We start from the raw sequence: 23,559 nt of genomic DNA, 5'->3' as shown, positions 1-23,559 counted from the left end.
CCCGGGTCCGCAAACACCGAAGGCCGCCCCTCGGGCGGCCTTCGCGAAGTCGTGTCTACGCGCAGTCAGTGGGCCGCCGGATGTGCGGTCCACCACCAGTTCTGGTTCGAATGCGCGAACATGCGCCGCACATTACCCGAAGCGGAGGCGCGGGCAACAGCGTGAACCGTTGCCGCAGGGCGTTCCGACCGCCCGGTCACCGGCCATGGATGGCCAGACAGTTTGAACCCACTGTGAAACGAGAACCATGCACGCTGCCCGTTCGCCCCAGACCCGCCGGACCGGTGTCCGCGCCCTGACCGTGCTCCTCGCGGCCGCCGCCCTCGCCGCCGGGCCGCTCGGCCCCGCGAGCTCGACCCCGCGCCCGGCCGACTCCGAGGACCTGACCCAGGTCGCCTACCGCGGCCACATCTTCACCGTCCCCGCTTCCTGGCAGATCGTGGACCTGAAGAAACATCCCGACACCTGCGTCCGCTTCGACCGGCACGCCGTCTACCTCGGCACGCCCGGCAGCGACCAGAACTGCCCGGCCAGAGCCAGCGGACGCACCGAGGCGCTTCTCGTCCAGCCCGCTTCCGCCGCCGACCGGGCCGTCACCGAGAACGCCACGGCCCGCACCTACCGGGCCACCGCGGACCGAATCGTCGTCACCGCCGCCTACGGATACGACCGCGCCCGTATCCAGGACGTCCTGCGCAGCGCCGGACTGCCCGTCGCCGCCGCCCGGCCCGAGGGGCCCGCCGAACGGCCCGCGGCAGCCCCGCTGCCGACCGACGCCACCTCCTACCGCGGCGAGGGCTTCGACGCCTGCACCGCCCCGAGCCAGTCGGCGATGGACGCCTGGCGCGACGACTCCCCGTACGGCGCCATCGGCGTCTACATCGGCGGCCTCAACCGCGCCTGCGCCCAGCAGCACCTCACCGCCGACTGGGTGCGGAGGCAGTACACGGACGGCTGGCGGTTCTTCCCGCTGTACGTCGGCCGGCAGCCGTCCTCCGACGGAGGCAGCTGCGGGGGCGGCTGCTCGGCGATCACCAGTCCGGTGCCGCAGGGCACCGCCGCCGCCGACGACGCGGTCAAGCAGGCCGCCGCGCTGGGCTTCGGCAAGGGCACGGTGATCTACAACGACCTGGAGCACTACGAACCCGGCGGAAAGATCACCGACCAGGTGCTTTCCTACCTCCAGGCCTACACCGTGCGCCTGCACGCACTCGGCTACCGCTCGGGCGCGTACGGCAACACCTCGTCCCTGGTGTCCGACCTGATCGCCAACCGGGCGGACGTCACTCTGCCCGACGTGATCCACTTCGCCCGCTGGAACGGCGCGTCGAGCACGTCCGACTCCTCGATCCCCTCGACGCTGTGGGGCAAGCACCAGCGCATCCACCAGTACGTGGGCGACACGACCGAGACCCACGGCGGGGTGAAGATCTCCATCGACCGCGACCGCCTCGACGTGGACTAGCGGTTTTCCCTCTCCGGGTGGCCCCTGCACGTGCCGTACCGCCGCCCGGAGAGGTGTCGATCGAGCGGGGTTCGTCTCAATTGATGAGCATGTGAATGGATGCCCGACACGACCCCGTAATGTTGTCGGGGTGACCGTGAACGCTAAGCCCAGCGCGAGCGCTGGCAACACCTGGCGAGACCTGCCCGCGGCGCAGCAGCCCGAGTACCCCGATGCCGAGGCTCTGCGCGATGTGATCGCGGACCTCGAGTCGTATCCGCCGCTCGTCTTCGCGGGCGAGTGCGACCAGCTGCGCGCCCGGATGGCATCCGTCGCCAAGGGAGAGGCGTTCCTTCTCCAGGGCGGCGACTGCGCCGAGGCCTTCGACGCCGTGTCGGCCGACCAGATCCGCAACAAGCTCAAGACCCTGCTCCAGATGGGCGCCGTCCTCACGTACGCCGCCTCGGTGCCCGTGGTGAAGGTCGGCCGGATCGCCGGCCAGTACTCCAAGCCACGCTCCAAGGGCACCGAGACCCGTGACGGCGTGACCCTGCCGACGTACCGGGGCGACTCGGTCAACGGCTTCGATTTCGACGAGAAGTCCCGCATCCCGGACCCCGAGCGCCTGAAGCGGATGTACAACGCGTCCGCCTCCACGCTCAACCTGGTGCGCGCCTTCGCCACCGGCGGTTACGCCGACCTGCGCCAGGTGCACGCCTGGAACCAGGACTTCGTGAAGTCGTCCCCGTCCGGCCAGCGCTACGAGCAGCTCGCGCGCGAGATCGACAACGCGATGAACTTCATGCGGGCCTGCGGGACCGACCCGGAGGAGTTCAAGACCGTCGAGTTCTACGCCTCCCACGAGGCGCTGCTCCTCGACTACGAGTCGGCGCTGACCCGCGTCGACTCGCGCACCGGCCACCTGTACGACGTCTCGGGCCACATGGTGTGGATCGGTGAGCGCACCCGGCAGCTGGACGGCGCGCACATCGAGTTCGCCTCGAAGATCCGCAACCCGGTCGGGATCAAGCTGGGCCCGACGACGACGGCCGAGGAGGCGCTCCAGTACATCGAGCGCCTCGACCCGGACCGCGAGCCGGGCCGTCTCACCTTCATCGTGCGCATGGGCGCGGACAAGGTCCGCGACAAGCTGCCCGAGCTGGTCGAGAAGGTCACCGCCTCCGGAGCGACCGTGGCCTGGGTGACCGACCCGATGCACGGCAACACCTTCGAGGCGGCCTCGGGCCACAAGACCCGCCGCTTCGACGACGTGCTCGACGAGGTCAAGGGCTTCTTCGAGGTCCACAAGGGCCTCGGCACGCACCCGGGCGGCATCCATGTCGAGCTCACCGGTGACGACGTCACCGAGTGCGTGGGCGGCGGCGACGAGATCTTCGTCGACGATCTGCACCAGCGTTACGAGACGGCCTGCGACCCCCGCCTGAACCGCAGCCAGTCCCTTGACCTGGCGTTCCTCGTCGCCGAGATGTACCGCGACCAGTAGCAGATCAACAGGTGAAACACCTGTTACCGGCACCTGAAGTGGGGCGCGGATCACATACGATCCGCGCCCCACGCCACTTTTGTGGTTCGTGTGTGACGGGTAAGGTTAGGTTAGCCTCACCGATCATCGGGACGGCACTACCCAGCGATTCCGGCGGGAGGTGAACCGCGTGTACGTCTGCAGTTGCTTCGGGATCACCGAGCAGCAGGTGAAGAAGCACGCGGAGAACGGCGCCTGTACTCCTCGGCAGATAGCCTCGGCCTCCAAGGCGGGCACGGACTGCGGTTCGTGCGTACGCCGGATCCAGGCACTGCTGGGCAGGGGCTCGTGTCCGCGTCGTGAGCTGGCAGACCAGGGCATGCCGGTGCTCTCCGACGTCCTCGGACAGGTCGAGGCCGGCCGGCGCGAGGCCGTCGAGTACGGGACCGCCGGGCGCGAGGCCGCCTAGCTCTCCGGCTGCTCGACGAGCTGCGCGATGTAGAGCGCCTCGCCGAGCTTCTCGACCAGTTCCAGCTGGGTGTCCAGGTAGTCGATGTGGTGTTCCTCGTCCTCGAGGATCGACTCGAAGATGTTCGCGGACGTGATGTCGCCCTTCGCGCGCATCACCTCGATCCCGCGCTTGAGGCGGTCGATCGCCTCCACCTCCACCTGCCGGTCGGCCTGGAACATCTCGGTGACCGTCTGTCCCACCCGGACATGGAAGAGCCGCTGGTAGTTCGGCAGTCCGTCCAGGAAGAGAATGCGGTCGGTGAGTACCTCCGCGTGCTTCATCTCGTCGAACGACTCGTGCCGGGTGTACTTCGCGAGCTTCGTCCAGCCGGAGTTCTCCTGCATCTTCGCGTGCAGGAAGTACTGGTTGATCGCGGTCAGCTCACCGGTCAGCTGCTCGTTGAGGAATTCGATGACCTCGGGGTCGCCCTGCATCGCAGAGGCTCCTTCCAGGCGGGGGACTGGGCAGATTGCGCCGCATCTTCGCACCGGCGCCGGAGACCGTCCAGTAAGTGCATGCTTACTACGAGTTGCCCGATTCCGGCCTGCGCTGGTCATGGGCACTGTTCCGGGTCTGTCAGGATGGAGTCATGGGTCAGCCGGTGGAGCGCGAATCTGGAGAAACAGCACAGTCGGAGCTTCCGCCGGGACAGCGACTTCAGCGCGGCTGGCCCGTCACGCACTACGGGCCCGTCCCCAAGTTCCGCCCCGAACGCTGGGAATTCAGGGTCTTCGGCGCCACCGCCGACGGCGGGAAGCAGTGCTGGACCCACGACGAGTTCACCGCCCTCCCGTACGCCTCCGTCGTCGCCGATCTGCACTGCGTCACGAAGTTCAGCATGCTCGGGGCCGAATGGGGTGGTGTCCCCGCTCGTACGATCCTGGAGATAGCCCCGCCCTCACCCACCGTCACCCATGTGATGGTCTGGGCCGAGTACGGGTTCAGCTCGAACCTGCGCCTCGCGGACTTCGCCTCCGAGCGCACCATCTTCGCCACCCACAAGGACGGCGAACTGCTGACGGCGGAACACGGCTTCCCGCTGCGCCTGGTCGTCCCGCATCTGTACGCGTGGAAGGGGCCCAAGTGGGTGCGCGGCATCGAGTACATGACCGCCGACCGCCGCGGCTTCTGGGAGGAACGCGGCTACCACAACGTCGGTGACCCCTGGCGCGAGCAGCGCTACTCCTACCAGGAAGAGCCCGGGGACGGCCCCGAGCTCTGAGTCCCGGCGTTCCTTCCCGGGCGTTGCCGTTCATGTGTTGCTGTCCGGGTGCTTCAGTGGTGGTACCGGTGGACCACCGCGTGCCCCTTGCCCCGGCCGATCATCCACTTGTTGACGGGCGTCGTGACCGCGAAGGCGATCACCAGGGAGACGGCCAGCGAGAACCAGAAGACCGCGTCGGCCAGTTTCGCGTCCATCGCCGACGGCCACAGCGCGATCACCCCGTTGTCGATCAGCTCCATCACGGCGATCGACAGGGTGTCCGCGGCCAGCGCCACCCGGAACGCCGTCCGGAAGCCGACCCCCGCCGTCAGGATGCCGCGCAGGGTGAGCGAGTAGCCGAAGAAGAAGGCCAGCGCGATCGCGAGGACCGTCGTGGGCGTGTTCCCCCAGCCCAGCGCCGTACCGATCACCATGCCGAGCACCTCGCCGATGGCGCAGCCGGTGAGGCAGTGCAGGGTCGCCCGCACGGCCGTCGGCCAGGTCGCCTCCGCCGGAGCGTGCGTATGTCCGTGAACCTCGTGGTGCCCGTGCGCATCGCCGGTGTGTCCCGCGTGCGGTGTGTGCCCCGCGTGCGTCTCGTGCTGCTGCATGAGTGGCCCCCAATGCCAGGTGGCGGTTCCTGTATTCTCTAGGAACCACATACCCCCCTGGGGTATTCCGTCACGCATCCGTGAAGTGTCGGGCGGTTCCGGCTCAGCCGTCGCGGAGCTTCTTCAGGCGCTCCACGTCGGCCGCGTGCCCCTCCTTCCCACCCGGCGTCTCGATGATCAGAGGTACGCCCTCCGTGGCGGGATGCGTCATCAGGGCGCGGAACGGGTCCTCGCCTATGTGGCCCGAGCCGATGTTCTCGTGGCGGTCCTTGTGCGCGCCGACCACGTCCTTGGAGTCGTTGGCGTGGATCAGCTTGAGCCGCCCCTCGCCGACGGTGTCCACCAGCAGATCCAGGGTCTGGTGCATACCGCTCGGCCCGGTCAGATCGTGGCCCGCCGCGAAGATGTGGCAGGTGTCGAGGCAGACGCCCAGCTTGGGGTGTGCGTCCAGGGCGTCGAAGTACGGTCCGAAGTCCCAGGTGCGGGAGCAGAGCGAGGCACCCTGGCCGGCCGTCGACTCCAGAAGGAGGAACGGGTCGTCGTCATGGGTCAGTTCGTCCAGCAGTGGCAGCAGACGGTCGCGCACCTGCCTCAGCGCGACGGACCGCTCCCGGCCACCGGTGGCGCTCCCGGTGTGCACGACCACACCCAGGGCGCCGATCTCCTGTCCGCGCCGCAGCGAGTGCCGCAGCGACTCCACCGACTTCTCGGCCGTCGCCTCGGTGTGCGAACCGAAGTTGATCAGATACGGGGCGTGGACGTACGCGGGGATCGACCCGGCGGCACAGGCGGCACGGAAGTCCTCGTCCTGCTTCGGGTTTCCGGCGGGCGTCGCCCAGCCGCGCGGGTTGGCGACGAAGACCTGGACGGCCTCGGCCGCGAGGTCGCGGGCGTAGGCCATGCCGACGGAGTCGAGGCCGCCGGCCACGGGGACATGGCCGCCGACGGGGTTGCGGAGCTGCTTGCTGGTCACACCCGTCAGGGTGTCACGCGCCGCCGAGCCCCCCGCGGGCGGGTTTCACGGGCCTCGTGCACCTCACGCGCCTCGCGGGGGAGCGGCCCCCGAGCGGCTGCCCGGTCGGAGGCCGTACGTCCCTGTGGTCCGGCGGATCCGCTCAGCGGATCTGGATCGTTATCGTCGAGCCCTTGGGCGCCGTGTCGCCGCCGTGCACCGACTGCTTCTTGACCGTGTCGCCGAAGAGCCCGAGCAGTCCGCGGTCCTCGTCGATCTGGAACCCGGCATCCTCCAGCGCCTTCTTCGCGTCGTCCACGCTGTCGCCCACGACGTCCGGGACCTCGACCATCTCGGGGCCCTTGGAGAGGGTCAGCGTCACGGTGTCGCCCGTGGCGGCCTCGCGGCCCGCGCCCGGTGTCTGCCCGGCGACCTGGCCCTTGTCGAACTCCGAGTTGACCCGCTCCGCGGCGATCTTCACCTTCAGGCCCGCGCCCTCCAGCTGGGCGGTGGCGTCCTCGACCGAAGAGCCGGTCACGTCGGGCAGTTCCACCGGGGCGCCCTTGCTGACGACGATCGCGATCGCCGAGCCGGAGTGCCGCGGGGTACCCGCGCCCGGATTCGTACCGATCACGAAGCCCTTGGTCACGTCCTCGCTGAATGCGCGGGTGACCATACCCGCGGCGAGCCCGTCGCCCTTCAGCACCTCCCTCGCCTTGAACAGCGCGAAGCCCTTCAGGTCGGGCACCTTCACCGTCCTGGGGCCGTCGGAGATGACCAGCGTCACGGAGTCGTTGTCGCGGATCCGCTCGCCGACACCGGGGTCGGTACTGATGACCGTGCCGCGCTTCACCGTGTCGCTGTAGGCGTGCTTGACCTGCTTGACGTCGAGCCCGGAGTCCTGGAGCCGGCTCCTGGCCTGCTGCTCCGTCTTCGCCAGGACCGGCGGGACCTTGGTGAACTGGCCCGAGTTGATGTACCAGACACCGCCGCCGAGGCCGAGCACCAGCACGATCGCGGCGACGACCATCAGCATCCCGCGCCGGGGACGCGTCCCCGGCGGCTGCGGCGGCATGACCGGCGAGGTGGTGAACGGGCTGCTCTGCTCGAACCGGCTGGTCCGGCCGAGGGCGCCGTCGTCCTCGTTCACCGGCAGCAGGCGGGGGACGGACAGCGAGCGCGGGATCACGCTCGTACGGTCGTCGGCATTGTCGTGGCCCACCGACAGGGCACCCGGCGGCACCGCGTCGAGCTGCTCGGCGGTGAGGCCGGCCCGTGCTTCGAGGACCTGGCCGAGCAGCGCCACCGCGTCGGCCGGGCGGACCTCGGGATTGCGGGCGGTGGCCGCGGTGACCAGCTCGTCCAGCGGGTACGCCATGCCCGGCACCACGGCCGACGGAGGCGGCACGTCGGCGTGGAGGTGCTGGTAGAGCACCTGCGCGGGCGAGTCCGCGGTGTACGGCTTGGCGCCGGTGAGCATTTCGTAGAGGACGACTCCGCAGGCGTAGACGTCGACCCGGGTGTCGGAGGTGCCGTGCTCGATCTGTTCGGGGGCGAGGTACGACACGGTGCCGAGGACCGCACCCGTCGTGCTGGTCACCGTGTCCACGGCGCGGACGAGGCCGAAATCCGCGACCTTGACCCGGCCGTCGTCCCCTATCAGGACGTTCTCCGGCTTCATGTCGCGGTGCACGAAGCCGGCGCGGTGCGCGGCGCCGAGCGCGGCGAGCACCGGCTCCAGGATGTCGAGCGCGGCCCGGGGCTGCAGGGCTCCGCGATCGCGCAGCACGTCCCGCAGGGTGCACCCGGCGATGTACTCCATGGCCAGATAGACGTACGACCCGTCCGCCCCCTGGTCGAAGACCTGAACCACGTTGGGGTGCGCCAGCCGGGCCACCGACTTCGCCTCGCGGATGAACCGCTCGACGAACGAACCGTCGGCGGCCAGGGTCGGGTGCATCACCTTGAGCGCGAGCACACGGTCGAGGCGGGTGTCCAGGGCCCTGTAGACCGTGGCCATCCCGCCGACCGCGATCCGTGCGTCGACGCGATAGCGCCCGTCGAGCACGTGTCCGACAAGGGGGTCCTGAAGGGTCGTATCCACGCAGGTGAGTCTACGAGCCACCACTGTCACGACGCCCCGTTCGGCGGATACCGGGGCCCGACTGCAGCCGAGCTGTGACGCACACCGCACGCGCGAAGGTCCGTTCGTCGCACAGATGTCCGATCAGGCCCTGTTCGCCACCGCAAGGCCACAACGCGACAACCTGCGCCGTCGCGGGACCGTCCACGACCGGCCGCGGCGTTCACCACCGAGCGGTCTGCCCATGACACAAGGCGCACGTCGCAAGGGGCGCACTCGGGGAGCGCGGACACCTCGCGCCCTCCGCGCCCGCTCCCCCAGGAGATCCGCCGCGCCCGTCCGGCCGGAAACCGACGGTCCGGCGGCACGGGGCAGCTGATCAGAACGCCGGGCGTTCCGGATCCAGCGCCGCCATGCCCTCCACGGGGGAGGACGCCGTGGCGAAGTGCCGCCGGGGGATGCGCCCCGCCCGCCGCGCCAGGCGCCCCGCCTCCACGGCGTGCCGCATGGCCTCCGCCATCAGCACAGGCTCCTGTGCCCGTGTCACCGCCGAGGCGAGCATGACCCCCGCACACCCCAGCTCCATCGCGAGCGCGGCGTCCGAGGCCGTACCCGCCCCCGCGTCCAGGATCACCGGCACGCGCGCGTGCTCGACGATCAGCTGGAAGTTGTGCGGGTTGCGGATCCCGAGCCCGGACCCGATGGGCGAGCCGAGCGGCATGACCGCCGCGCAGCCGACATCCTCCAGCTTGCGCGCCAGCACCGGGTCATCGTTCGTGTACGGCAGCACGGTGAAGCCGTCGTCGACCAGCGTCTCCGCCGCGTCGAGCAGTTCGACCGGGTCGGGCAGCAGGGTGCGCTCGTCGGCGATGACCTCCAGTTTGACCAGGTCGGTGCCCAGTGCCTCGCGCGCCAGACGGGCGGTCAGCACGGCCTCACCGGCGGTGTAGCAGCCGGCCGTGTTCGGCAGGACGCGGATGCCGAGCCGGTCGAGCACCGACAGGACCGAGCCGTGCACGGACGCGTCCACGCGCCGCATCGCGACCGTCGTCAGCTCCGTGCCGGACGCCACCAGGGAGCGCTCCAGCACGTCGAGGCTGGGCGCACCGCCCGTTCCCATGATCAACCGGGACGCGTAGGTGGTGCCACCGAGGACGAAGGGATCGTCGGCCATGGGTCAGCCTCCTTGGACGGCGGTGAGGACTTCGACGCGGTCGCCCTCGGCGAGGGAGGTGGAAGGCCACTGCGCGCGCGGGACGACGGTTTCGTTCAGGGCGGCGGCCACTCCGGTGGGTGCCGGGGTGAGTGTCGCGACGAGCGCGTCGAGAGCGGTTCCCGCGGCGATCCGCTGCCGCTCCCCGTTGACGACGATGTTCATACGGGCAGCTCCGTGGGGGCGGTGGCGCCGAAGCGCAAGGGGCTGAAGGGGCGGGCCTCGGCGGGGAGTTCGCCGGTGGTCAGGACGTGCGCCAGCGCGTCGCCGGTGACGGGCGTCAGGAGCACGCCGTTGCGGAAGTGCCCGGTGGCCAGCAGCAGTCCGTCCAGTGCCGTCGGGCCGAGCAGCGGCGCGTTGTCGGGCGAGCCGGGGCGCAGCCCGGCGCGGGTCTCGGTGAGCGGCAGCTCGGTGATCCCGGGGACCAGCTCGTGGGCGTCGCGCAGCAGCTCGTACACGCCGCCCGCCGTCACGGTGGTGTCCCAGCCCAGCTCCTCGCTGGTCGCGCCGACCACGAGCTCGCCGTTCTCGCGCGGCACCAGGTAGACGTGACTGCCGCGCACCACGGCGCGCACGGTGCGGTTGAGGAAGGGCGCGTACCGCTGCGGCACGGTCAGCCGCAGCACCTGCCCCTTGACCGGGCGCACCGGCGGCCGGGCGTCGTCGGGGACGCCCGCCAGACGCCCGCTGAGGCTGCCTCCGGCGAGTACCACCTGGCCCGCGGTGAGTTCGGTGCCGTCAGTGGTGACCACTCCGGCGGCCCGGTCCCCTGTGACCGTCAGGCGCTCCGCCCAGGTCCGGTGCAGGACCACCCCGGCCCGCTCGCACGCCGTGACCAGGGCTCCCGCGAGGCGCCGCGGGTCGATCTGGTGGTCTCCGTCGACCCGCAGACCCCCGCGTACGCCGGGCGCGAGCATCGGCTCCAGGCGGCGGCACTCACGGCCGCTCAGCCACTCTGACTCCAGCCCCGACCGGACCTGCAGAGCGTGCAGTTCCCGCAGATGGGCGCGGTCGTCGGCGTCCAGCGCGACGGCCAGCGTGCCGCACCGGCGGTAGCCGAGATCCTGGCCGGTCGCCTCGGTCAGTTCGGCGACGAAGTCCGGATAGCGGCGCGCGGAGGCGAGGTTGAGGCCCAGCAGGGTCTCCTCGCCGAAGTGCAGTTCGGTGACGGCGGCGAGCATTCCGGCCGCGACCTGGGCGGCCCCGCCACCCGGCCCGGGGTCCACGAGCGCGGTCGTGAACCCGCGTTGCGCGGCCCGCCAGGCCGTCACCAGACCGATGATTCCGCCCCCGACGACGAGGACGTCTGACGAACGTGCAGGCGACATGGGCGTCCAGCCCCTCCCTTCGCCGGCATGACCCGGATCAGGTTCGTACGGTCGGAGGCCGCCCCAGCCTCCCTCTCAGCCCGGTGCGTCCGGGCTCCCGCGAGTGCTTTACGTTGGCCACCCTAGCCCGCCCCGCTCCGTCTCAGTAAGGGAGCCTCCGACCATGGCGCGACCGCTCGACGGCCTCGTCCTCGCCCCCGTCGCCGACCAGGCACCGGGCCAGGTGGGCACCCGCACCCGGTTCACGTACCACGAGGAGGACGGCACGGTCTGGGCCGACTACGACGGCGGCGACATCGTCCGCGGACACCTCCTGGGCACCCGCGAGGGCGACCGCCTCGACTTCCGGTACGTGCAGCTCAAGCGCGACGGAACCACCTCGTCGGGCCATTGCGTGTCCCTCGTCGTGGAACTGCCCGACGGCCGCGTGCGGCTGGAGGAGACCTGGACGTGGGAGTCGCGGGAGGGCACGGGGACGAGCGTGGTGGAAGAGCTGCGCGCGACCGGCCCTGTGGAACAGGTCACTGAACGCGTCAGCTGACTGACGAATTGTCAGGTGTCTAAGGTGATCAGGTGAGCGAGCAGACGCAGGCGCAGTCTCAGTCGCAGGGGCCCACGGCACGGCGGGTCGTCGTGGTGGGCGCGGGCATGGCCGGAGTGCAGACCGCGGTCGCCCTGCGCGAGCAGGGTTTCACGGGCACGGTCACGCTGATCGGCGCGGAGCCGCATCAGCCGTACGACCGGCCGCCGCTGTCCAAGGCCGTTCTGCTGGGCAAGGCCGAGGGCTCGGCCTTCGACATCGACTTCGAGGCCCTGGACATCGACCTCAGGCTGGGCCGCGAGGCGCTGGGCGTACGCCCCGGCGACCACGAACTGGACACGGCCGAGGGACCCGTCCCGTACGACGTCCTGGTCGTCGCCACCGGCGCCGAGCCGATCCAGCTGCCCGGCGCCGAAGGCGTGCCCGGGGTGCACCTGCTGCGCACCCTGGACGACGCCGACCGGCTGCGTCCCGTCCTCACCCGGCAGCACGACATCGTGGTGGTCGGCGCGGGCTGGATCGGCGCAGAGTTCGCCACGGCGGCGCGCGAGGCGGGCTGTGCGGTCACGGTCGTCGAGGCCGCCGACCGGCCGCTCGCCGGCGCGCTGCCCGCCGAGGTGGCAGCGCCGATGGCCGCCTGGTACGCGGACAGCGGGGCCACGCTGCGCACCCACGCGCGAGTGGAGCGCATCGAGCCCGGCGCGGTGATCCTGGACGACGGCTCCCGGGTGCCCGCGGGCGCCGTCGTGGTCGGGATCGGGGCGCGGCCCGCGACCGCCTGGATCGCGGGCTCCGGCATCGAACTCGGCGCCGACCGCGAGATCGTCGCCGACGACCACCTGCGCACCTCCCTGCCGGACGTCTACGCGGTCGGCGACTGCGCCTCCTTCCCGTCGGGACGCTACGAGGACCGGCTCCTCGTCCACCACTGGGACAACGCCCTCCAGGGCCCCCGCACGGTCGCCCTGAACATCGTCGGAGAGGCGCCCGCCGCCTACGACCCCGTGCCGTACTTCTGGTCCGAGCAGTTCGGCCGTTTCGTGCAGTACGTCGGCCACCACGCGCCCGACGACACCCTGGTGTGGCGCGGCGACCCCACGGGCGCCTCCTGGTCGGTGTGCTGGCTCCGCGAGACCCGTCTTGTCGCCCTCCTGGCGGTGGGCCGCCCGAGGGATCTCGCCCAGGGCCGCCGGCTCATCGAGGCGGGCGCCCCCATGGATCCGGAGCTGCTCGCGGACCCGTCGAGGCCCCTGAAGGGCGCCGCGACCTGATCCGTCACACCAGGTCGGACGCCCTTGGCTTCCGACTGTCGGTCCGGGATGGCAGGCTTGTCCCGTGACCGAGATTGACGCAAAGATCGATGCTCTCGTCCCCGCCTGGCTCACCCTCCCCGACATCGCCGAACAGTTCGGCGTCGAGGTGACGCGCGTCCGGCAGCTGGTCAAGGACGGCCAGCTGATCGCCGTACGCCGTGGTGAGAACCGCGCGCTGCACGTCCCCGCCGACTTCATCGACGCGGACGAACAGAAGGTCGTCAAGGGCCTGGCCGGCACCCTGACGCTCCTGAGGGACGACGGCTTCTCCGACGAAGAGGCCCTCGAGTGGCTCTTCACCCCCGACCCGAGCCTGCCCGGCACCCCCGCGCAGGCCCTGAGCGAGAATCGCGGCACGGAGGTGAAGCGCCGCGCCCAGGCGCTCGCCGTCTGACCTGAACGCGACCGTCCGGCACGGGGAGCGCGGCGGCGGGATCATCCCGGCCGCCGCACTCCCCGCGCACCGACAACGGGGGACACACCCATGCCCGAGAACGCCGCCACGACCGCGCGGGGCCGGCTCGCCGACGCCCGCGTCTACCTGTGCACGGACGCCCGCAGGCGTCAGGGCGACCTCGCCGAGTTCCTCGACGCGGTCCTGGCGGGCGGTGTCGACATCGTGCAGCTCCGGGACAAGGGCATGGAGGCGGGGGAGGAGCTGGAACACCTCCAGGTCTTCGCGGACGCCTGCGCCCGGCACGGCAAGCTCCTCGCGGTCAACGACCGGGCGGACGTGGCCCACGCCGTCCGCGCCGACGTGCTGCACCTGGGCCAGGGGGACCTCCCGGTTCCCGCGGCCCGCGCGATCCTCGGCGACGAGGTGCTCATCGGCCGCTCCACGCACGCCGGGTCCGAGGCCGCGGCCGCTGCGGTCCAGGAGGGCGTGGACTACTTCTGCACCGGCCCCTGCTGGCCCACCCCCACCAAGCCCGGCCGCCACGCACCCGGCCTCGACCTGGTCCGCGGCACGGCCGCCCTCGGCACCGACCGTCCCTGGTTCGCGATCGGCGGCATCGACCTCGGCCGGCTCGACGAGGTGCTCGAAGCGGGTGCCCGCCGGATCGTCGTCGTACGGGCGATCACCGAGGCGGACGATCCGGGCGCGGCGGCGGCGGAGTTCGCGAAGCGGCTGCGCGGGGCGTAGACACGTCGGCCGCCCGCACGGGGCTTCCGGCAGTGCCGCCGGCCGGGAGTGTCCGGAGGCGGCAGGGCTGCTCCCCCGGGGTGTCCGCGAGTGTCCGAGGGGTGGACAAGAAATCGACAGATCGGACATATGGCAGCGGTTCGGTTGGGGGACCGACGCCCTCTGGCTAACCTGCGAGTATGGCCCTCGGATCTGCTTCCACCAGGACTGATCGCGCACGCACCGTGCGCGACATGCTCGCGACCGGCAAACAGACCTATTCCTTCGAGTTCTCGGCGCCGAAGACCCCCAAGGGCGAGCGGAACCTGTGGAACGCCTTGCGGCGGGTCGAGGCCGTGGCGCCCGATTTCGTCTCCGTGACCTACGGAGCCGGCGGCTCCACGCGGGCCGGCACGGTCAAGGAGACCGAGCAGATCGTCCTCGACACGACCCTCACCCCGGTCGCGCACCTCACCGCGGTCAACCACTCCATCGCGGAACTGCGCAACATCATCGGGCAGTACGCGGACGCGGGCATCCGCAACATGCTCGCCGTGCGCGGGGACCCGCCCGGCGACCCCATGGGCGAGTGGGTCCCCCACCCCAAGGGTCTGACCTACGCTGCCGAACTCGTGCGCCTCATCAAGGAATCCGGCGATTTCTGCGTCGGGGTCGCGGCCTTCCCGGAGATGCACCCCCGGTCCGCCACGTGGGACCTGGACGTCTCCCACTTCGTCGACAAGTGCCGGGCCGGCGCCGACTACGCCATCACGCAGATGTTCTTCCAGCCGGAGTCCTACCTCCGCCTGCGTGACCGCGTCGACGCGGCGGGCTGTGCGACGCCGGTCATCCCCGAAGTCATGCCCGTGACAAGTGTGAAGATGTTGGAACGGCTGCCCAAACTCTCGAATGCTTCGTTCCCGGACGTCCTGAAAGAGCGGATCCTCACAGTCAAAGACGATCCGGCGGCTGTACGCTCCATTGGGATCGAGTTCGCGACGGAGTTCTGTGCGAGGCTGCTGGCCGAGGGAGTTCCCGGACTGCACTTCATCACGTTGAACAACTCCACGGCGACGCTGGAAATCTACGAGAATCTGGGCCTGCACCACCCGCAGCAGGCCTAGACCGGTCGCACCCACGTACGACACACTGCGTAGCGGCCACTGGGAGAGGGGCGTACATGGGCTTGACGGTCCTCTATCTGGCATTCGGCATCGTCGCGTTGTGGCTGCTCGGCGAGGTGCTGTTGCAGTACAAGGCGCGGCTGCGGTTCCGGCTGCTCGCGTTCGTAGGTTTCCTCGGTGTGGTCCTCGGTGTCCTGATGCACTCGGTCGTGGTCATCGGCCTGGGCGCGGCCGCCTTCACGGTCGGCCAGACGTACGTGACGCTGTCGTTCCGCCAGGGCTTCGCGCAGGGCTGGGCCATCAACGGCCACTCCGCGCCGGCCAAGCCCAGCAAGCGCCGCCGCGGCGAGCCGGATGATCCGGAGAGCGACGACCCGTCGCCCGAGGGCGGCCTCGACGAGGTCGAGGAGGCGGCCTACCGGCGCGACGACCAGTACGCCGCCGCCGAGGACGACGTCTTCACGCCCGCCCCGTCCGACCGGTTCATGCCCCCGGAGCCGGCCGAGCCCACGGCCGCCGAGTCCACCTCGGTGTACGAACCGCAGCCCCTGCCCGAGGACACCGGCTCCTACGGCGTCTACAACGGCGCCGCCTACGCCGCCGCCACCGACCAGTCCTACGCCGGCGAGTCCCAGTCCCAGGACCAGCAGGCCTACGCCACGGCCCAGGACCAGCAGGCCTACGCGGCGGGCGCCCAGGGCCAGCAGGCCTACGCGTACGACGGCTACACGGGTTACGACCAGCAGCAGCAGTACGGCTACGACAACAGTCAGCAGCAGTACGCCGCCTACTCGGACCCGTACACCGGCCAGCAGACCTACCCGGGCGCCTCGTACGACAACACCGCCTACAACAGTGGCGACCAGCAGTACCCGCAGCAACAGCAGAACTACGGCCAGGACCAGTACGCCACCGGCCAGGACCAGTACGCCACCGGCACGTACGGCGGCGAGACCCCGGCCGGCGGCGTCTGGGTGCCGCAGCAGCGCACCGACGAGTACGGCGGCGAACTCCCGCCCGAGCAGCAGCAGTACCCGTACCAGGGCACCGGAAACGGCAACGCCGGGTACGACGAGCAGTACCGCTACTGACCGACCGGACAGCGGCTGAGGGCCTCCCGCACCGCTGTCGCCGTTACCGGAGCCTCAGTCACCCGGCACCGCCGCCCACCGGCGCGTCGCGACCTGCCGCCGGTCCGTGTCCCGGCAGCCGTTCCCGCCCACCGGGCTGTTCACTGCGAGCCCTGGAACTCCGGTCCTTCCACGATCAGCCCGGCCACCAGCGCGCCCGACATACCCGCGTGCGGCAGACCGCCACCGGGGTGTGCCCAGCCCCCGGCCGCGAAGAGCCCGGGGATCCGCGTGCTGTTCGACGGGTGCAGCAGCCGGCCGTCCGCCGCCGCGAGCGCCGGGGCGGGGACCGCGCCGCCCTCCGCGCCGGTCGCCGCCGCGATGTCGGCCGGTGTGCGGACCTCGTGCCACAGGAGCCGGTCGCGCAGATCCGGCAGGGCACGCTCGGCGGCACCGAGGACCCGCTCCACGTCCGCCTCGGACACCTGAGCGCCCGACGGCACCGTGACGGTCAGCGCGACCGCCTCGTGCTCCGCGTCCGGGACGAGCGCCGGGTCGTCGGGGCGTGACACCACGACGGTGGGCGCAGCGGGCACCGCGGGACGCTCGCCGAAGAGCCGGTCCAGCTCGCCGTCGCGGTCGACCGTGTGGACCACCGTCCGATGCGCCACCCCGCGGGGCCGCCCGCCGCGCAGCGCGAGCAGCACGGTCAGTCGGCTGGACGCCCCGGGCTGCGGCGGAACCTCGTCACCGCTCCGGAGCCCCGGACCGGGAAGGAGGGCGTCCACGACGCCCGGTGCCACGCCCGCGACCACGAAGTCCGCCTCCGCGAACGTGCCTTCTCCGGATCCCGGGGTCTCGGGGCTGCCCTCGGGGCCGGGGGACTCGGAGCCGCCCCCGGAGAGCTCCACACCGACGACCCTGCCGTCCTTCTCGACGATCCGCTCGACGGAGGTCGCGAAACGGAACTCGACCCTGCGCTCCAGGCACCGCTCGTACACGGCGCGCGCCAGCTCCCGGATGCCGCCGCGCACGTACCAGGTGCCGAAGGCGTGCTCCATGTACGGCAGCACGGCGGCGCTCGCCGGGGTGACGCGCGGGTCGAGCCCGTACGCCAGAGCATGACTCTCCAGGAGAGCCGTCAGACGCGCGTCGCGCAGCTCCCAGGCACCGACCTCGGCGAGGGTGCCGGCCCGCCGGGTGCGCAGCAGCCTCTTGTACGGCACCGAGGGATACGGCTCGCGCTCGGCCAGCACTGCCCAGTTGGGCCACAGCGGCTCCTCCAGGAGCGGTCTGCGCGCACGGTCCCACGCCTCGCCGGCCCGCACCAGGAAGTCGCCCCACCGCGCGCCCGCGTCCGGGCCGAGCGCTTCGTCCAGCGCGGTGAGCACACCCGCGCGCGAGGCGTTCGGCAGGGACACCCGCGTGCCGTCGGCGAAGACGTGGTCGGTGGACGGGTCGACCTGCACCAGCTCGACGCACTCCTCCAGGGGCTGCTTTCCCGTCTTGACGAACAGGTCGCGATAGACCGCGGGCACCGGAAGCAGCCCCGGGCCCGTGTCGAAGGCGAAGCCGTCCCGCTCGAAGCGGCGCACTGCACCGCCGTACGTCTGCGTCCGCTCGTACACCACCACCCGGTGGCCCGCGACGGCCAGCCGGGCGGCGGACGCCATCGCGCCCATCCCGGCGCCGATCACCGCAATCCGTCCCATGCCGGCGACTTTATCGGCCCCCACCGACAGTCCCGTCCGGAGGTCGGGCGGAGTGGTTCCGGCTCGGCCGCGTCGCGGCTCCGTCCGCCGCCCGGACCTCCCGCAGCGGTCGGTCGCGATCGGTCGAGGTCAGTCGCGGTCCGCCCATGGCGCCCGGCCGGGCGGCTGCTCCGCCGCCGAGGCCATCCGCCGCTCCTCCCGGCGCTGCGTCCGGCGGCGCAGGAACCGTCTGATCCGTGAGACGAGGAAGCAGAGCACCACGAGCCCGCTGGACAGCAGGACACCGGCGATGGACGCGGCGGCCACGGGATGGAACATCGCGAAGGTGAGGAGGCCCGCGACCCCGAGATCCTCGGCGGTACTCATCACGAAGTTGCTGAACGGCTCCGGCGAGGTGTTGATCGCCATCCGTGTCCCGGCCTTGACCGTGTGGCTCGCCAGCGCCGTCGAACCGCCGATCAGGCCCGCCGTCAGATCCGAGACCGAGCCGCTCTGTCCGGCGAGCAGCGCCCCGACCCACGCACCCGCCGCCGGCCGGATCACGGTGTGCACGGAGTCCCACACCGAGTCGATGTACGGGATCTTGTCGGCGACCGCCTCGCAGAGGAAGAGAACACCGACTGTGACCAGGATCTCAGGGCGTTGCAGGGACTCCGGGACGTCGTCGCTCAGCCCGGTCGCGCCGAAGAGGCCGAGGAGCAGCACCACCGCGTACGCGTTGATGCCGCTGGCCCAGCCGCTGGTGAAGACCAGGGGGAGTACGGACACGGGGGCGATCGTAACCAGTGGACGACGGGGCGTCCTGGGTCTGAGCGCGTATGCCTGAGTATCCGTACCTACAGGGTGAGATGAGTAGCCGCACGGATGGGTCCGACCTGCGCGAACGGGAGAGTGGAGACACGGAAAGGGGCGCGGCTCCGGCACCGCCGACACGGGGCGGCGGAACGGAACTCGCGCCCTTGGCCGCTCCTTCCGCCGACCCGCTCGGCGGGAGTGAGACACGGGGGAACCCGGGGGGACGACCGAACGGGGGCCCAACGGGGGGTACGGGGGAGCACGACGGAGCGCCGGTACGGACGGCCCGCGGGGGACGCGGCCACCCGGACCGGCGCTTTCGTGTGCGCGGCGCGAAGTGCTCCGGAGCGACGCGTGCCGCTTCCCGGCGCCGGCGGCGGGCGCGGTGCGTGCTTCGCGGAGCCCGGATCCGCCGGACCGGCGCTCGGGCGAGCGGGCGCGGGCCCGGCGAGCGGGTGGATCTCCGGCGGGCCCGGCCTCGGGGCGGAACCCTGGCTCAGCGGTGGCCGCTCACGCGACCCTGCAGAAGCCGGGACAGCGCCGCGTGGACATCGTCCAGGGAGCGCTCCGGCTGGAAGGCCTGCCAGTCCAGGGCGGCCACCAGGACCATCCCCACCAGCGCCGCCGCCGTCAGCGGAATGTCGATCTCGTCGCTGAGCTCGCCGCCCGCCACCGCGTCGCGCAGAACGCCCTCGACGACCGCCACCGCCTGCTGCCGTACCACCATGAGGGTGGACTGCCAGGCCCGGTTGGTACGCCAGAGCTCCGCCACGTACAGCTGGGTGAACGCCGGATAGCGGTTGATGAAGACGAGCCCGGCCCGGATCATCGCGTCCAGCGCGTCGACCTTGCTGCCGCCGTCCCGGGCGGTCTTCTCCGCGGCCTCCCGCAGCGAGGCGGTGAGGAGCCCCACGCCGTGTCGCAGCAACTCTTCGAAGAGGACCGATTTGCTCGCGAAGTTGTAGTAGACCGTGCCTTTCGCGACCCCGGCCCGCTCGGCGATCTCGTCCACCGTGGTGGCGGAGAAACCCTGTTCGGCGATCAGGGTGACGGCCGCCTCGTAGAGCTTCTGCCGGGTCGCCTCGCGGCGGCTGCCGCCGCCCGCCGTGGTGCTGCTGCTTTCCATGGCTCCGATTGTCACAGGAGCGCCTGCGCGCGTGGTCACAGGCTCAGCTCCGGATGCAGCCGGTCGAGGGTCCACACCTGTTTGCGGCGCGCCGTCAGGGCGGTGAGCGCGAGGGCGCCCACGGTGAAGGCCGTCAGGACGGCGCACGCCGTCCGTACCGGCTCCAGGCCGCCGCCGGTGATGAGTCTCCGGAGAGCCTCGACGACGTAACTCATCGGCAGGAAGGGGTGGATCGCGTTGAAGAAGCCCGGACTGGTCTGGACGGGGTAGGTGCCGCCCGCCGACGTCAGCTGGAGCATCAGGAAGGCCAGGACGAGGATCCGGCCCGCCGCTCCGAAGCGCGCGTTCAGCCACTGCACGATCGCCGCGAAGCAGGCCGTCACCAGGAACAGGAAGCCCACCGTTCCGGCCGCCCGCACCATCTGGAGGCCGATCGCCCAGTGCAGCACCGCCATCAGGGCGGCCGTCTGGAGCACGCCGACGACGGCGACCGGCAGCCAGCCCGCCAGCGCGATGCGCCAGGCCGAGGCTCCCGCAGCGAGCGCGCGCCGGTTCAGCGGCTGGATCAGCATGTACGCCACCATCGCGCCGACCCACAGGGACAGCGGAATGAAGTACGGGGCGAATCCCGTGCCGTAGTTGGGCGCCTTGTGCAGGTCCCTGGAGGCCATCTGCACCGGGTCGGCCATGACCTGGGTACGCAGGTCGCGGTCGGGCTTGTCGTAGTCGGGGATCAGCTCGGCGCCGTCGTGCAGGCCGCCCGCGAGCTTCCCGGAGCCGCCGACGAGCTTGTACAGGCCCCCGTCGAGATCGCTCGCGCCGGTCCTCAGCCGGCCGACGCCCTTGTCGAGGTCCGCCGCGCCGGTCCTGGCGGTGCCGATACCGGAGTGCAGCCGCTGCGCGCCCTTGGCGACCGCGGAGGCTCCGTCGTTCAACTTGTTGATCTTGGAGACGGCGTCGTCGAGGTCCTCGGAGAGATGCGGCGAGCGATCGGCGAGGGCCTGTGCCTGCTTCTCCAGCGTCGCCAGGCTCTTGTCCAGCTTGTCGAGATCGCTGTCCTGGTCATCGATCAGCGCGTTGACGTCGTCGGTGACCTTGACGACGTCCGCGGCCGCCTCCGCGGCCTTCGTCAGCTCGGGACACGCCGCGTCGGGGACCGGCAGGGTCTCGCACCGCGCGCGGTGGACGGCGTTCAGCGCGTCGGACGCGGTGCGCGCGCCCTTGGCCGCGGCCGGAGCCGTCTTCACCAGGGTGTCGAGGTTGTGGCGGATGCCCGCGGCCGAGTCGGCGACCAGCCGGGCCGTGTCGCCGATCGACTTCTCGTTGTCCTTCAGGAACGGGCCCACCTTGTCCGCGACCCCGTTGACCTTGCCGGCCAGCGTCCGGGTGCCGTCCGCGACCTGGCGCGAACCGTCCTCCAGGTCGCCCGCGCCCGTGCTGAGCTTCCGCAGGCCCCCGGAGAGCTTTCCGCTGCCCTTCTTGGCCTCCTTCAGACCGTCCGCGAGGTCCTTGGAACCCTTCTTCGCCTTGCCGATGCCGCCGTTGAGCCGGTCGGCACCCTCGGCCGCCTGCACGGTCTTCCCGTGGATGTCCGAGAACGAGATGAAGATCCTGTCGAGGAACGAACGCGAGGCCTTCGTGGACGCGGCCGTCCGCACCTCGCTGAAGACCGTGCGGGAGATCTGCCCGACGATGTAGTTGTTCGCGTCGTTGGTCCGCACCTGGAGGGCACTCGTCTCGGGCGATGCCCCGGAACTGGAGGCGATCCTCTTGCTGAAGTCGCCCGGCATGGTCAGCGAGAGGTAGTACGTGCCGTCCTCCACGCCCCGCTGGGCCTCGGCGGAACTCACCTCGTGCCACTCGAAGGTGTCGCTGTCCCGCAGCCCCTCGGTGATGGTGTCCCCGACCGCGACCTTCCGGCCGCCGGCCGTCGCCCCCTTGTCGTCGTTCACCAGTGCCACGGGGATGCGGTCGAGACGGCCGTACGGGTCCCAGAACGACCACAGGTAGAGGGCGCCGTACAGCAGGGGCAGCAGCAGGAGCGCGACCAGCGCGGCGCGCGGGAGCTTGCCCCGGCCGAAGCGGCGGAGTTCGAGAAGGGCCAATTCAGGCGAGCGCATCGACCGTCTTCCTGTCGTGGTTCTCGCTGTCGCTGTCGCTGTCGCTGTCGCTGTCGGCGATGGAGGTGGCGATGGCATCCGCGGCGGCGTCGGTGTCGGTGGTGTCGGCTTCGGCGGCAACTGCGGTGCTGCCGGTGATCTCGGCGGTGCTCCCGGCCGCGTCCCCGGCTCCGGCCCCGGCTCCGTCCCCGGCTCCGGTCACGGACGCGCGAGTCCCGGCGGGGTCCTCTTCGGCGGAGGGCTTCGACATGTCGAACGGTGCGGTGGACACGACGACGGCACCCTCGGGGGCCTCGCTGCACACCGCCACGACCGTGGTGCCGGACTCGGTGAGAGACGTCAACAGGGCCCAGACGTCGGACCGTTCGGCATCCGAGAGCTTGAGGTCGGTGTCGTCGACACCGAGCAGCCGTGGCCGGCCGATCAGGGCCAACGCGAGGGACAGCCGCAGCGCTTCGAGCCGTTCCAGATCGCGTACGGCTGTTCTCGCCCCCTTGGGCAGCGTCTCAGGGTCGAGTCCGGCGGCGGTCAACGCGGCGCCGATCCGCAGCTCGGTCTCGCTCACCCGCTCGCCGCGAGGCCGCAGCAGGGCGCGCAGTGAACCCCCGAACCGCCGCTGCAGCAGCGCCCGTTCCCGCAGGTGTTCCCCGACGGTCAGGGCGGGATCGAGGTCCGTGACCCCGGGCACATGGGCGAGCGCGCTCGCCCGGCGCACCGCGGCCAGCTGCTTCGGCAGCCTCGACGAACCCACGGTCGCCGTCCCCTCGGTGGCCTTCATCCGGCCCGTGAGGGCGAGCAGCAGGCACGTGCGGCCGGACCCGGACGGCCCCTCGATCGCGATGAGCGATCCGGGCTCCGCGTCGAGACGAACCCCGCGGAACGCCCACCCGCGGGGCCCCCTGAGTCCGAAGTCCTCTGCCGTGACGCCCAGTCCGTGCGGACCGTCCACAGCTCCCCCATCCCCTGAAACACCATCGAACTAAATTTGAACTGACTGGTCAGTGCAAAAACTATCCCGAACCTTCGATCGAAGCAAAAGCCCAGGTCAGAACGGATTGTCAGTGGCATACCGCACGATGTGCACATACGGCCACAGTGCCGTCACACGACGACAGGAGGTTCGTCATGGCCAACTCATCCGCAGCCGCCGCCCGTCGGCGCCGCGCCACCGGCCCTGCCCCCTCACTGAACGGACCGGCGGGCGACGTCCACCCCGTGCTCCGCCGGGCCACGGCCCCGCCCGCCGCCCTCGACCTGCTCTCCCAGGCCCGCGCCGGACTCGACGAGGCGACGGCTCTGGAAACGTCCAACGAGCGGTACGCCACGGCCCATTTGGCCGCGCTGCGCACCGCCGCCGCCGTCCTCGCCGCGCGAGCCCGCCCGGAGCCCGCGTCCCGGCGCAGGGCCCGTATCCGCAGCGCCTGGGAAGTGCTCCCGGAGATCGCGCCCGAACTGACCGAGTGGAGCGCGCTGTTCTCCTCCGGGGCCACCCGCCGTGCCCGCGCGGAGGCGGGCATCCAGGGAGCGGCCACCACCCGCGACGCCGACGACCTGATACGCGACGTCGCCATGTTCCTGCGCCTCGTCGAGCGGATGCTGGTGCTGCAGCCCGTGCTGCCCCAGCCGCGGCAGGACGGGGACCCGGACCGGGTGGACAGGGGGGTTCCGGACGCGGGTTGACCGCGAGGAGGCCTCGGGCGGAGCACAGGGCCGGCAGCTTTTCGGCGTCCGCAGGGCACCGCTCGGCGTCCGTCGGGCACCCGCTCGCCGTGCCGTACGGCACCCGCTCATCGCGCGATCCGGCGC

The 23,559-nt window shown here is 71.3% G+C and carries 24 protein-coding genes and 1 riboswitch; of the genes, 11 read left to right on the top strand and 13 right to left on the bottom strand.

Annotated elements, in window-relative coordinates; all coding sequences use genetic code 11:
- Window positions 1-65: 65 nt before the first annotated feature.
- The gene (locus N4G66_RS45980) at window positions 66-122 is read right to left on the bottom strand and encodes a trp operon leader peptide (protein ID WP_101392327.1); all 57 of its coding nucleotides are present in this window, start codon (window positions 120-122) and stop codon (window positions 66-68) included.
- 125 nt (window positions 123-247) lie between these two features.
- On the opposite strand from N4G66_RS45980, the gene N4G66_RS27565 reads away from it, so the two are divergent.
- The 3 genes from N4G66_RS27565 to N4G66_RS27555 all read left to right on the top strand — a co-directional run bounded on the left by N4G66_RS27565 (window position 248) and on the right by N4G66_RS27555 (window position 3,396).
- A complete protein-coding gene (locus tag N4G66_RS27565; protein WP_261706920.1) occupies window positions 248-1,465 on the top strand; it encodes a glycoside hydrolase domain-containing protein in 1,218 nt (405 codons plus the stop codon).
- Window positions 1,466-1,595: 130 nt separating this feature from the next.
- Complete coding sequence (locus tag N4G66_RS27560) at window positions 1,596-2,948, top strand: class II 3-deoxy-7-phosphoheptulonate synthase (protein WP_261706919.1); 1,353 nt, start codon at window positions 1,596-1,598, stop codon at window positions 2,946-2,948.
- Window positions 2,949-3,108: 160 nt separating this feature from the next.
- Complete coding sequence (locus tag N4G66_RS27555) at window positions 3,109-3,396, top strand: (2Fe-2S)-binding protein (RefSeq protein WP_261706918.1); 288 nt, start codon at window positions 3,109-3,111, stop codon at window positions 3,394-3,396.
- Here N4G66_RS27555 and bfr read toward each other — a convergent pair.
- Window positions 3,393-3,872: a bacterioferritin gene (gene bfr, locus N4G66_RS27550; protein ID WP_261706917.1), complete on the bottom strand. Its 480-nt coding sequence runs from the start codon at window positions 3,870-3,872 to the stop codon at window positions 3,393-3,395. The two genes, N4G66_RS27555 and bfr, sit on opposite strands and share 4 nt — an antisense overlap.
- A gap of 155 nt (window positions 3,873-4,027) precedes the next feature.
- On the opposite strand from bfr, the gene N4G66_RS27545 reads away from it, so the two are divergent.
- The gene (locus tag N4G66_RS27545) at window positions 4,028-4,660 is read left to right on the top strand and encodes a sulfite oxidase-like oxidoreductase (RefSeq protein WP_261706916.1); all 633 of its coding nucleotides are present in this window, start codon (window positions 4,028-4,030) and stop codon (window positions 4,658-4,660) included.
- Window positions 4,661-4,713: 53 nt separating this feature from the next.
- Here N4G66_RS27545 and N4G66_RS27540 read toward each other — a convergent pair whose 3' ends face one another.
- The 6 genes from N4G66_RS27540 to thiO all read right to left on the bottom strand — a co-directional run bounded on the left by N4G66_RS27540 (window position 4,714) and on the right by thiO (window position 10,829).
- Entirely contained in the window at window positions 4,714-5,253 is a 540-nt protein-coding gene (locus N4G66_RS27540; protein ID WP_261706915.1) for a DUF4396 domain-containing protein, read from the bottom strand.
- Between the two features lie 103 nt (window positions 5,254-5,356).
- The gene (locus tag N4G66_RS27535; protein ID WP_261706914.1) at window positions 5,357-6,226 is read right to left on the bottom strand and encodes a deoxyribonuclease IV; all 870 of its coding nucleotides are present in this window, start codon (window positions 6,224-6,226) and stop codon (window positions 5,357-5,359) included.
- Window positions 6,227-6,368: 142 nt separating this feature from the next.
- A complete protein-coding gene (gene pknB, locus N4G66_RS27530; protein WP_261706913.1) occupies window positions 6,369-8,309 on the bottom strand; it encodes a Stk1 family PASTA domain-containing Ser/Thr kinase in 1,941 nt (646 codons plus the stop codon).
- 358 nt (window positions 8,310-8,667) lie between these two features.
- The gene (locus N4G66_RS27525; RefSeq protein ID WP_261706912.1) at window positions 8,668-9,462 is read right to left on the bottom strand and encodes a thiazole synthase; all 795 of its coding nucleotides are present in this window, start codon (window positions 9,460-9,462) and stop codon (window positions 8,668-8,670) included.
- Between the two features lie 3 nt (window positions 9,463-9,465).
- Window positions 9,466-9,666, bottom strand: coding sequence for a sulfur carrier protein ThiS (thiS, locus tag N4G66_RS27520; protein WP_261706911.1), 201 nt, complete (start codon window positions 9,664-9,666; stop codon window positions 9,466-9,468).
- Window positions 9,663-10,829 (bottom strand): glycine oxidase ThiO, encoded by a 1,167-nt coding sequence (gene thiO, locus N4G66_RS27515; RefSeq protein ID WP_261706910.1) that lies wholly within the window; start codon window positions 10,827-10,829, stop codon window positions 9,663-9,665. The genes thiS and thiO overlap by 4 nt, the downstream gene beginning before the upstream one ends.
- A riboswitch (TPP riboswitch) is annotated at window positions 10,827-10,940 on the bottom strand. It overlaps the preceding gene by 3 nt.
- Window positions 10,941-10,992: 52 nt before the next feature.
- Here thiO and N4G66_RS27510 point away from each other — a divergent pair.
- The 6 genes from N4G66_RS27510 (at window position 10,993) to N4G66_RS27485 (ending at window position 16,021) form a co-directional block, all read left to right on the top strand.
- Complete coding sequence (locus N4G66_RS27510; protein ID WP_261706909.1) at window positions 10,993-11,370, top strand: hypothetical protein; 378 nt, start codon at window positions 10,993-10,995, stop codon at window positions 11,368-11,370.
- 32 nt (window positions 11,371-11,402) lie between these two features.
- On the top strand, window positions 11,403-12,641 hold the full coding sequence (locus tag N4G66_RS27505) for an NAD(P)/FAD-dependent oxidoreductase (protein ID WP_391858888.1): 1,239 nt from the start codon (window positions 11,403-11,405) through the stop codon (window positions 12,639-12,641).
- A gap of 64 nt (window positions 12,642-12,705) precedes the next feature.
- The gene (locus tag N4G66_RS27500; protein WP_261706908.1) at window positions 12,706-13,077 is read left to right on the top strand and encodes an Rv2175c family DNA-binding protein; all 372 of its coding nucleotides are present in this window, start codon (window positions 12,706-12,708) and stop codon (window positions 13,075-13,077) included.
- A gap of 90 nt (window positions 13,078-13,167) precedes the next feature.
- Window positions 13,168-13,827 carry a thiamine phosphate synthase gene (thiE, locus tag N4G66_RS27495; RefSeq protein ID WP_261706907.1) on the top strand — a complete coding sequence of 220 codons (660 nt, stop codon included), beginning with the start codon at window positions 13,168-13,170 and terminating at the stop codon, window positions 13,825-13,827.
- A gap of 179 nt (window positions 13,828-14,006) precedes the next feature.
- Window positions 14,007-14,930 (top strand): methylenetetrahydrofolate reductase [NAD(P)H], encoded by a 924-nt coding sequence (gene metF, locus N4G66_RS27490; protein ID WP_261706906.1) that lies wholly within the window; start codon window positions 14,007-14,009, stop codon window positions 14,928-14,930.
- A 56-nt stretch (window positions 14,931-14,986) separates the two neighbouring features.
- A complete protein-coding gene (locus N4G66_RS27485) occupies window positions 14,987-16,021 on the top strand; it encodes an SCO2102 family sporulation regulator (RefSeq protein WP_261706905.1) in 1,035 nt (344 codons plus the stop codon).
- Window positions 16,022-16,161: 140 nt separating this feature from the next.
- Here the strand turns inward: N4G66_RS27485 and N4G66_RS27480 are convergent, their stop codons facing one another.
- The 5 genes from N4G66_RS27480 to N4G66_RS27460 all read right to left on the bottom strand — a co-directional run bounded on the left by N4G66_RS27480 (window position 16,162) and on the right by N4G66_RS27460 (window position 22,702).
- Entirely contained in the window at window positions 16,162-17,712 is a 1,551-nt protein-coding gene (locus N4G66_RS27480) for a phytoene desaturase family protein (RefSeq protein WP_261706904.1), read from the bottom strand.
- A 129-nt stretch (window positions 17,713-17,841) separates the two neighbouring features.
- Window positions 17,842-18,480: a DUF4126 domain-containing protein gene (locus tag N4G66_RS27475; protein ID WP_261706903.1), complete on the bottom strand. Its 639-nt coding sequence runs from the start codon at window positions 18,478-18,480 to the stop codon at window positions 17,842-17,844.
- 523 nt (window positions 18,481-19,003) lie between these two features.
- A complete protein-coding gene (locus N4G66_RS27470; protein WP_261706902.1) occupies window positions 19,004-19,633 on the bottom strand; it encodes a TetR/AcrR family transcriptional regulator in 630 nt (209 codons plus the stop codon).
- Window positions 19,634-19,668: 35 nt separating this feature from the next.
- Complete coding sequence (locus N4G66_RS27465) at window positions 19,669-21,753, bottom strand: YhgE/Pip domain-containing protein (protein WP_261706901.1); 2,085 nt, start codon at window positions 21,751-21,753, stop codon at window positions 19,669-19,671.
- The gene (locus tag N4G66_RS27460) at window positions 21,740-22,702 is read right to left on the bottom strand and encodes an ATP-binding cassette domain-containing protein (protein ID WP_261706900.1); all 963 of its coding nucleotides are present in this window, start codon (window positions 22,700-22,702) and stop codon (window positions 21,740-21,742) included. Before N4G66_RS27460 ends, N4G66_RS27465 begins: the two co-directional genes overlap by 14 nt.
- Before the next feature lie 176 nt (window positions 22,703-22,878).
- Between N4G66_RS27460 and N4G66_RS27455 the strand changes: the two genes are divergently transcribed.
- Complete coding sequence (locus N4G66_RS27455; protein ID WP_261706899.1) at window positions 22,879-23,433, top strand: SAV_6107 family HEPN domain-containing protein; 555 nt, start codon at window positions 22,879-22,881, stop codon at window positions 23,431-23,433.
- The last annotated feature ends 126 nt before the right edge of the window (window positions 23,434-23,559 follow it).

The sequence above is a fragment of the Streptomyces rhizosphaerihabitans genome (assembly GCF_025399795.1).
In the GTDB taxonomy this organism is placed as follows: Bacteria; Actinomycetota; Actinomycetes; order Streptomycetales; family Streptomycetaceae; genus Streptomyces; species Streptomyces rhizosphaerihabitans.
Note: the sequence above shows the minus strand (reverse complement) of the source record. Positions and strands in the feature narration are given on the sequence as shown.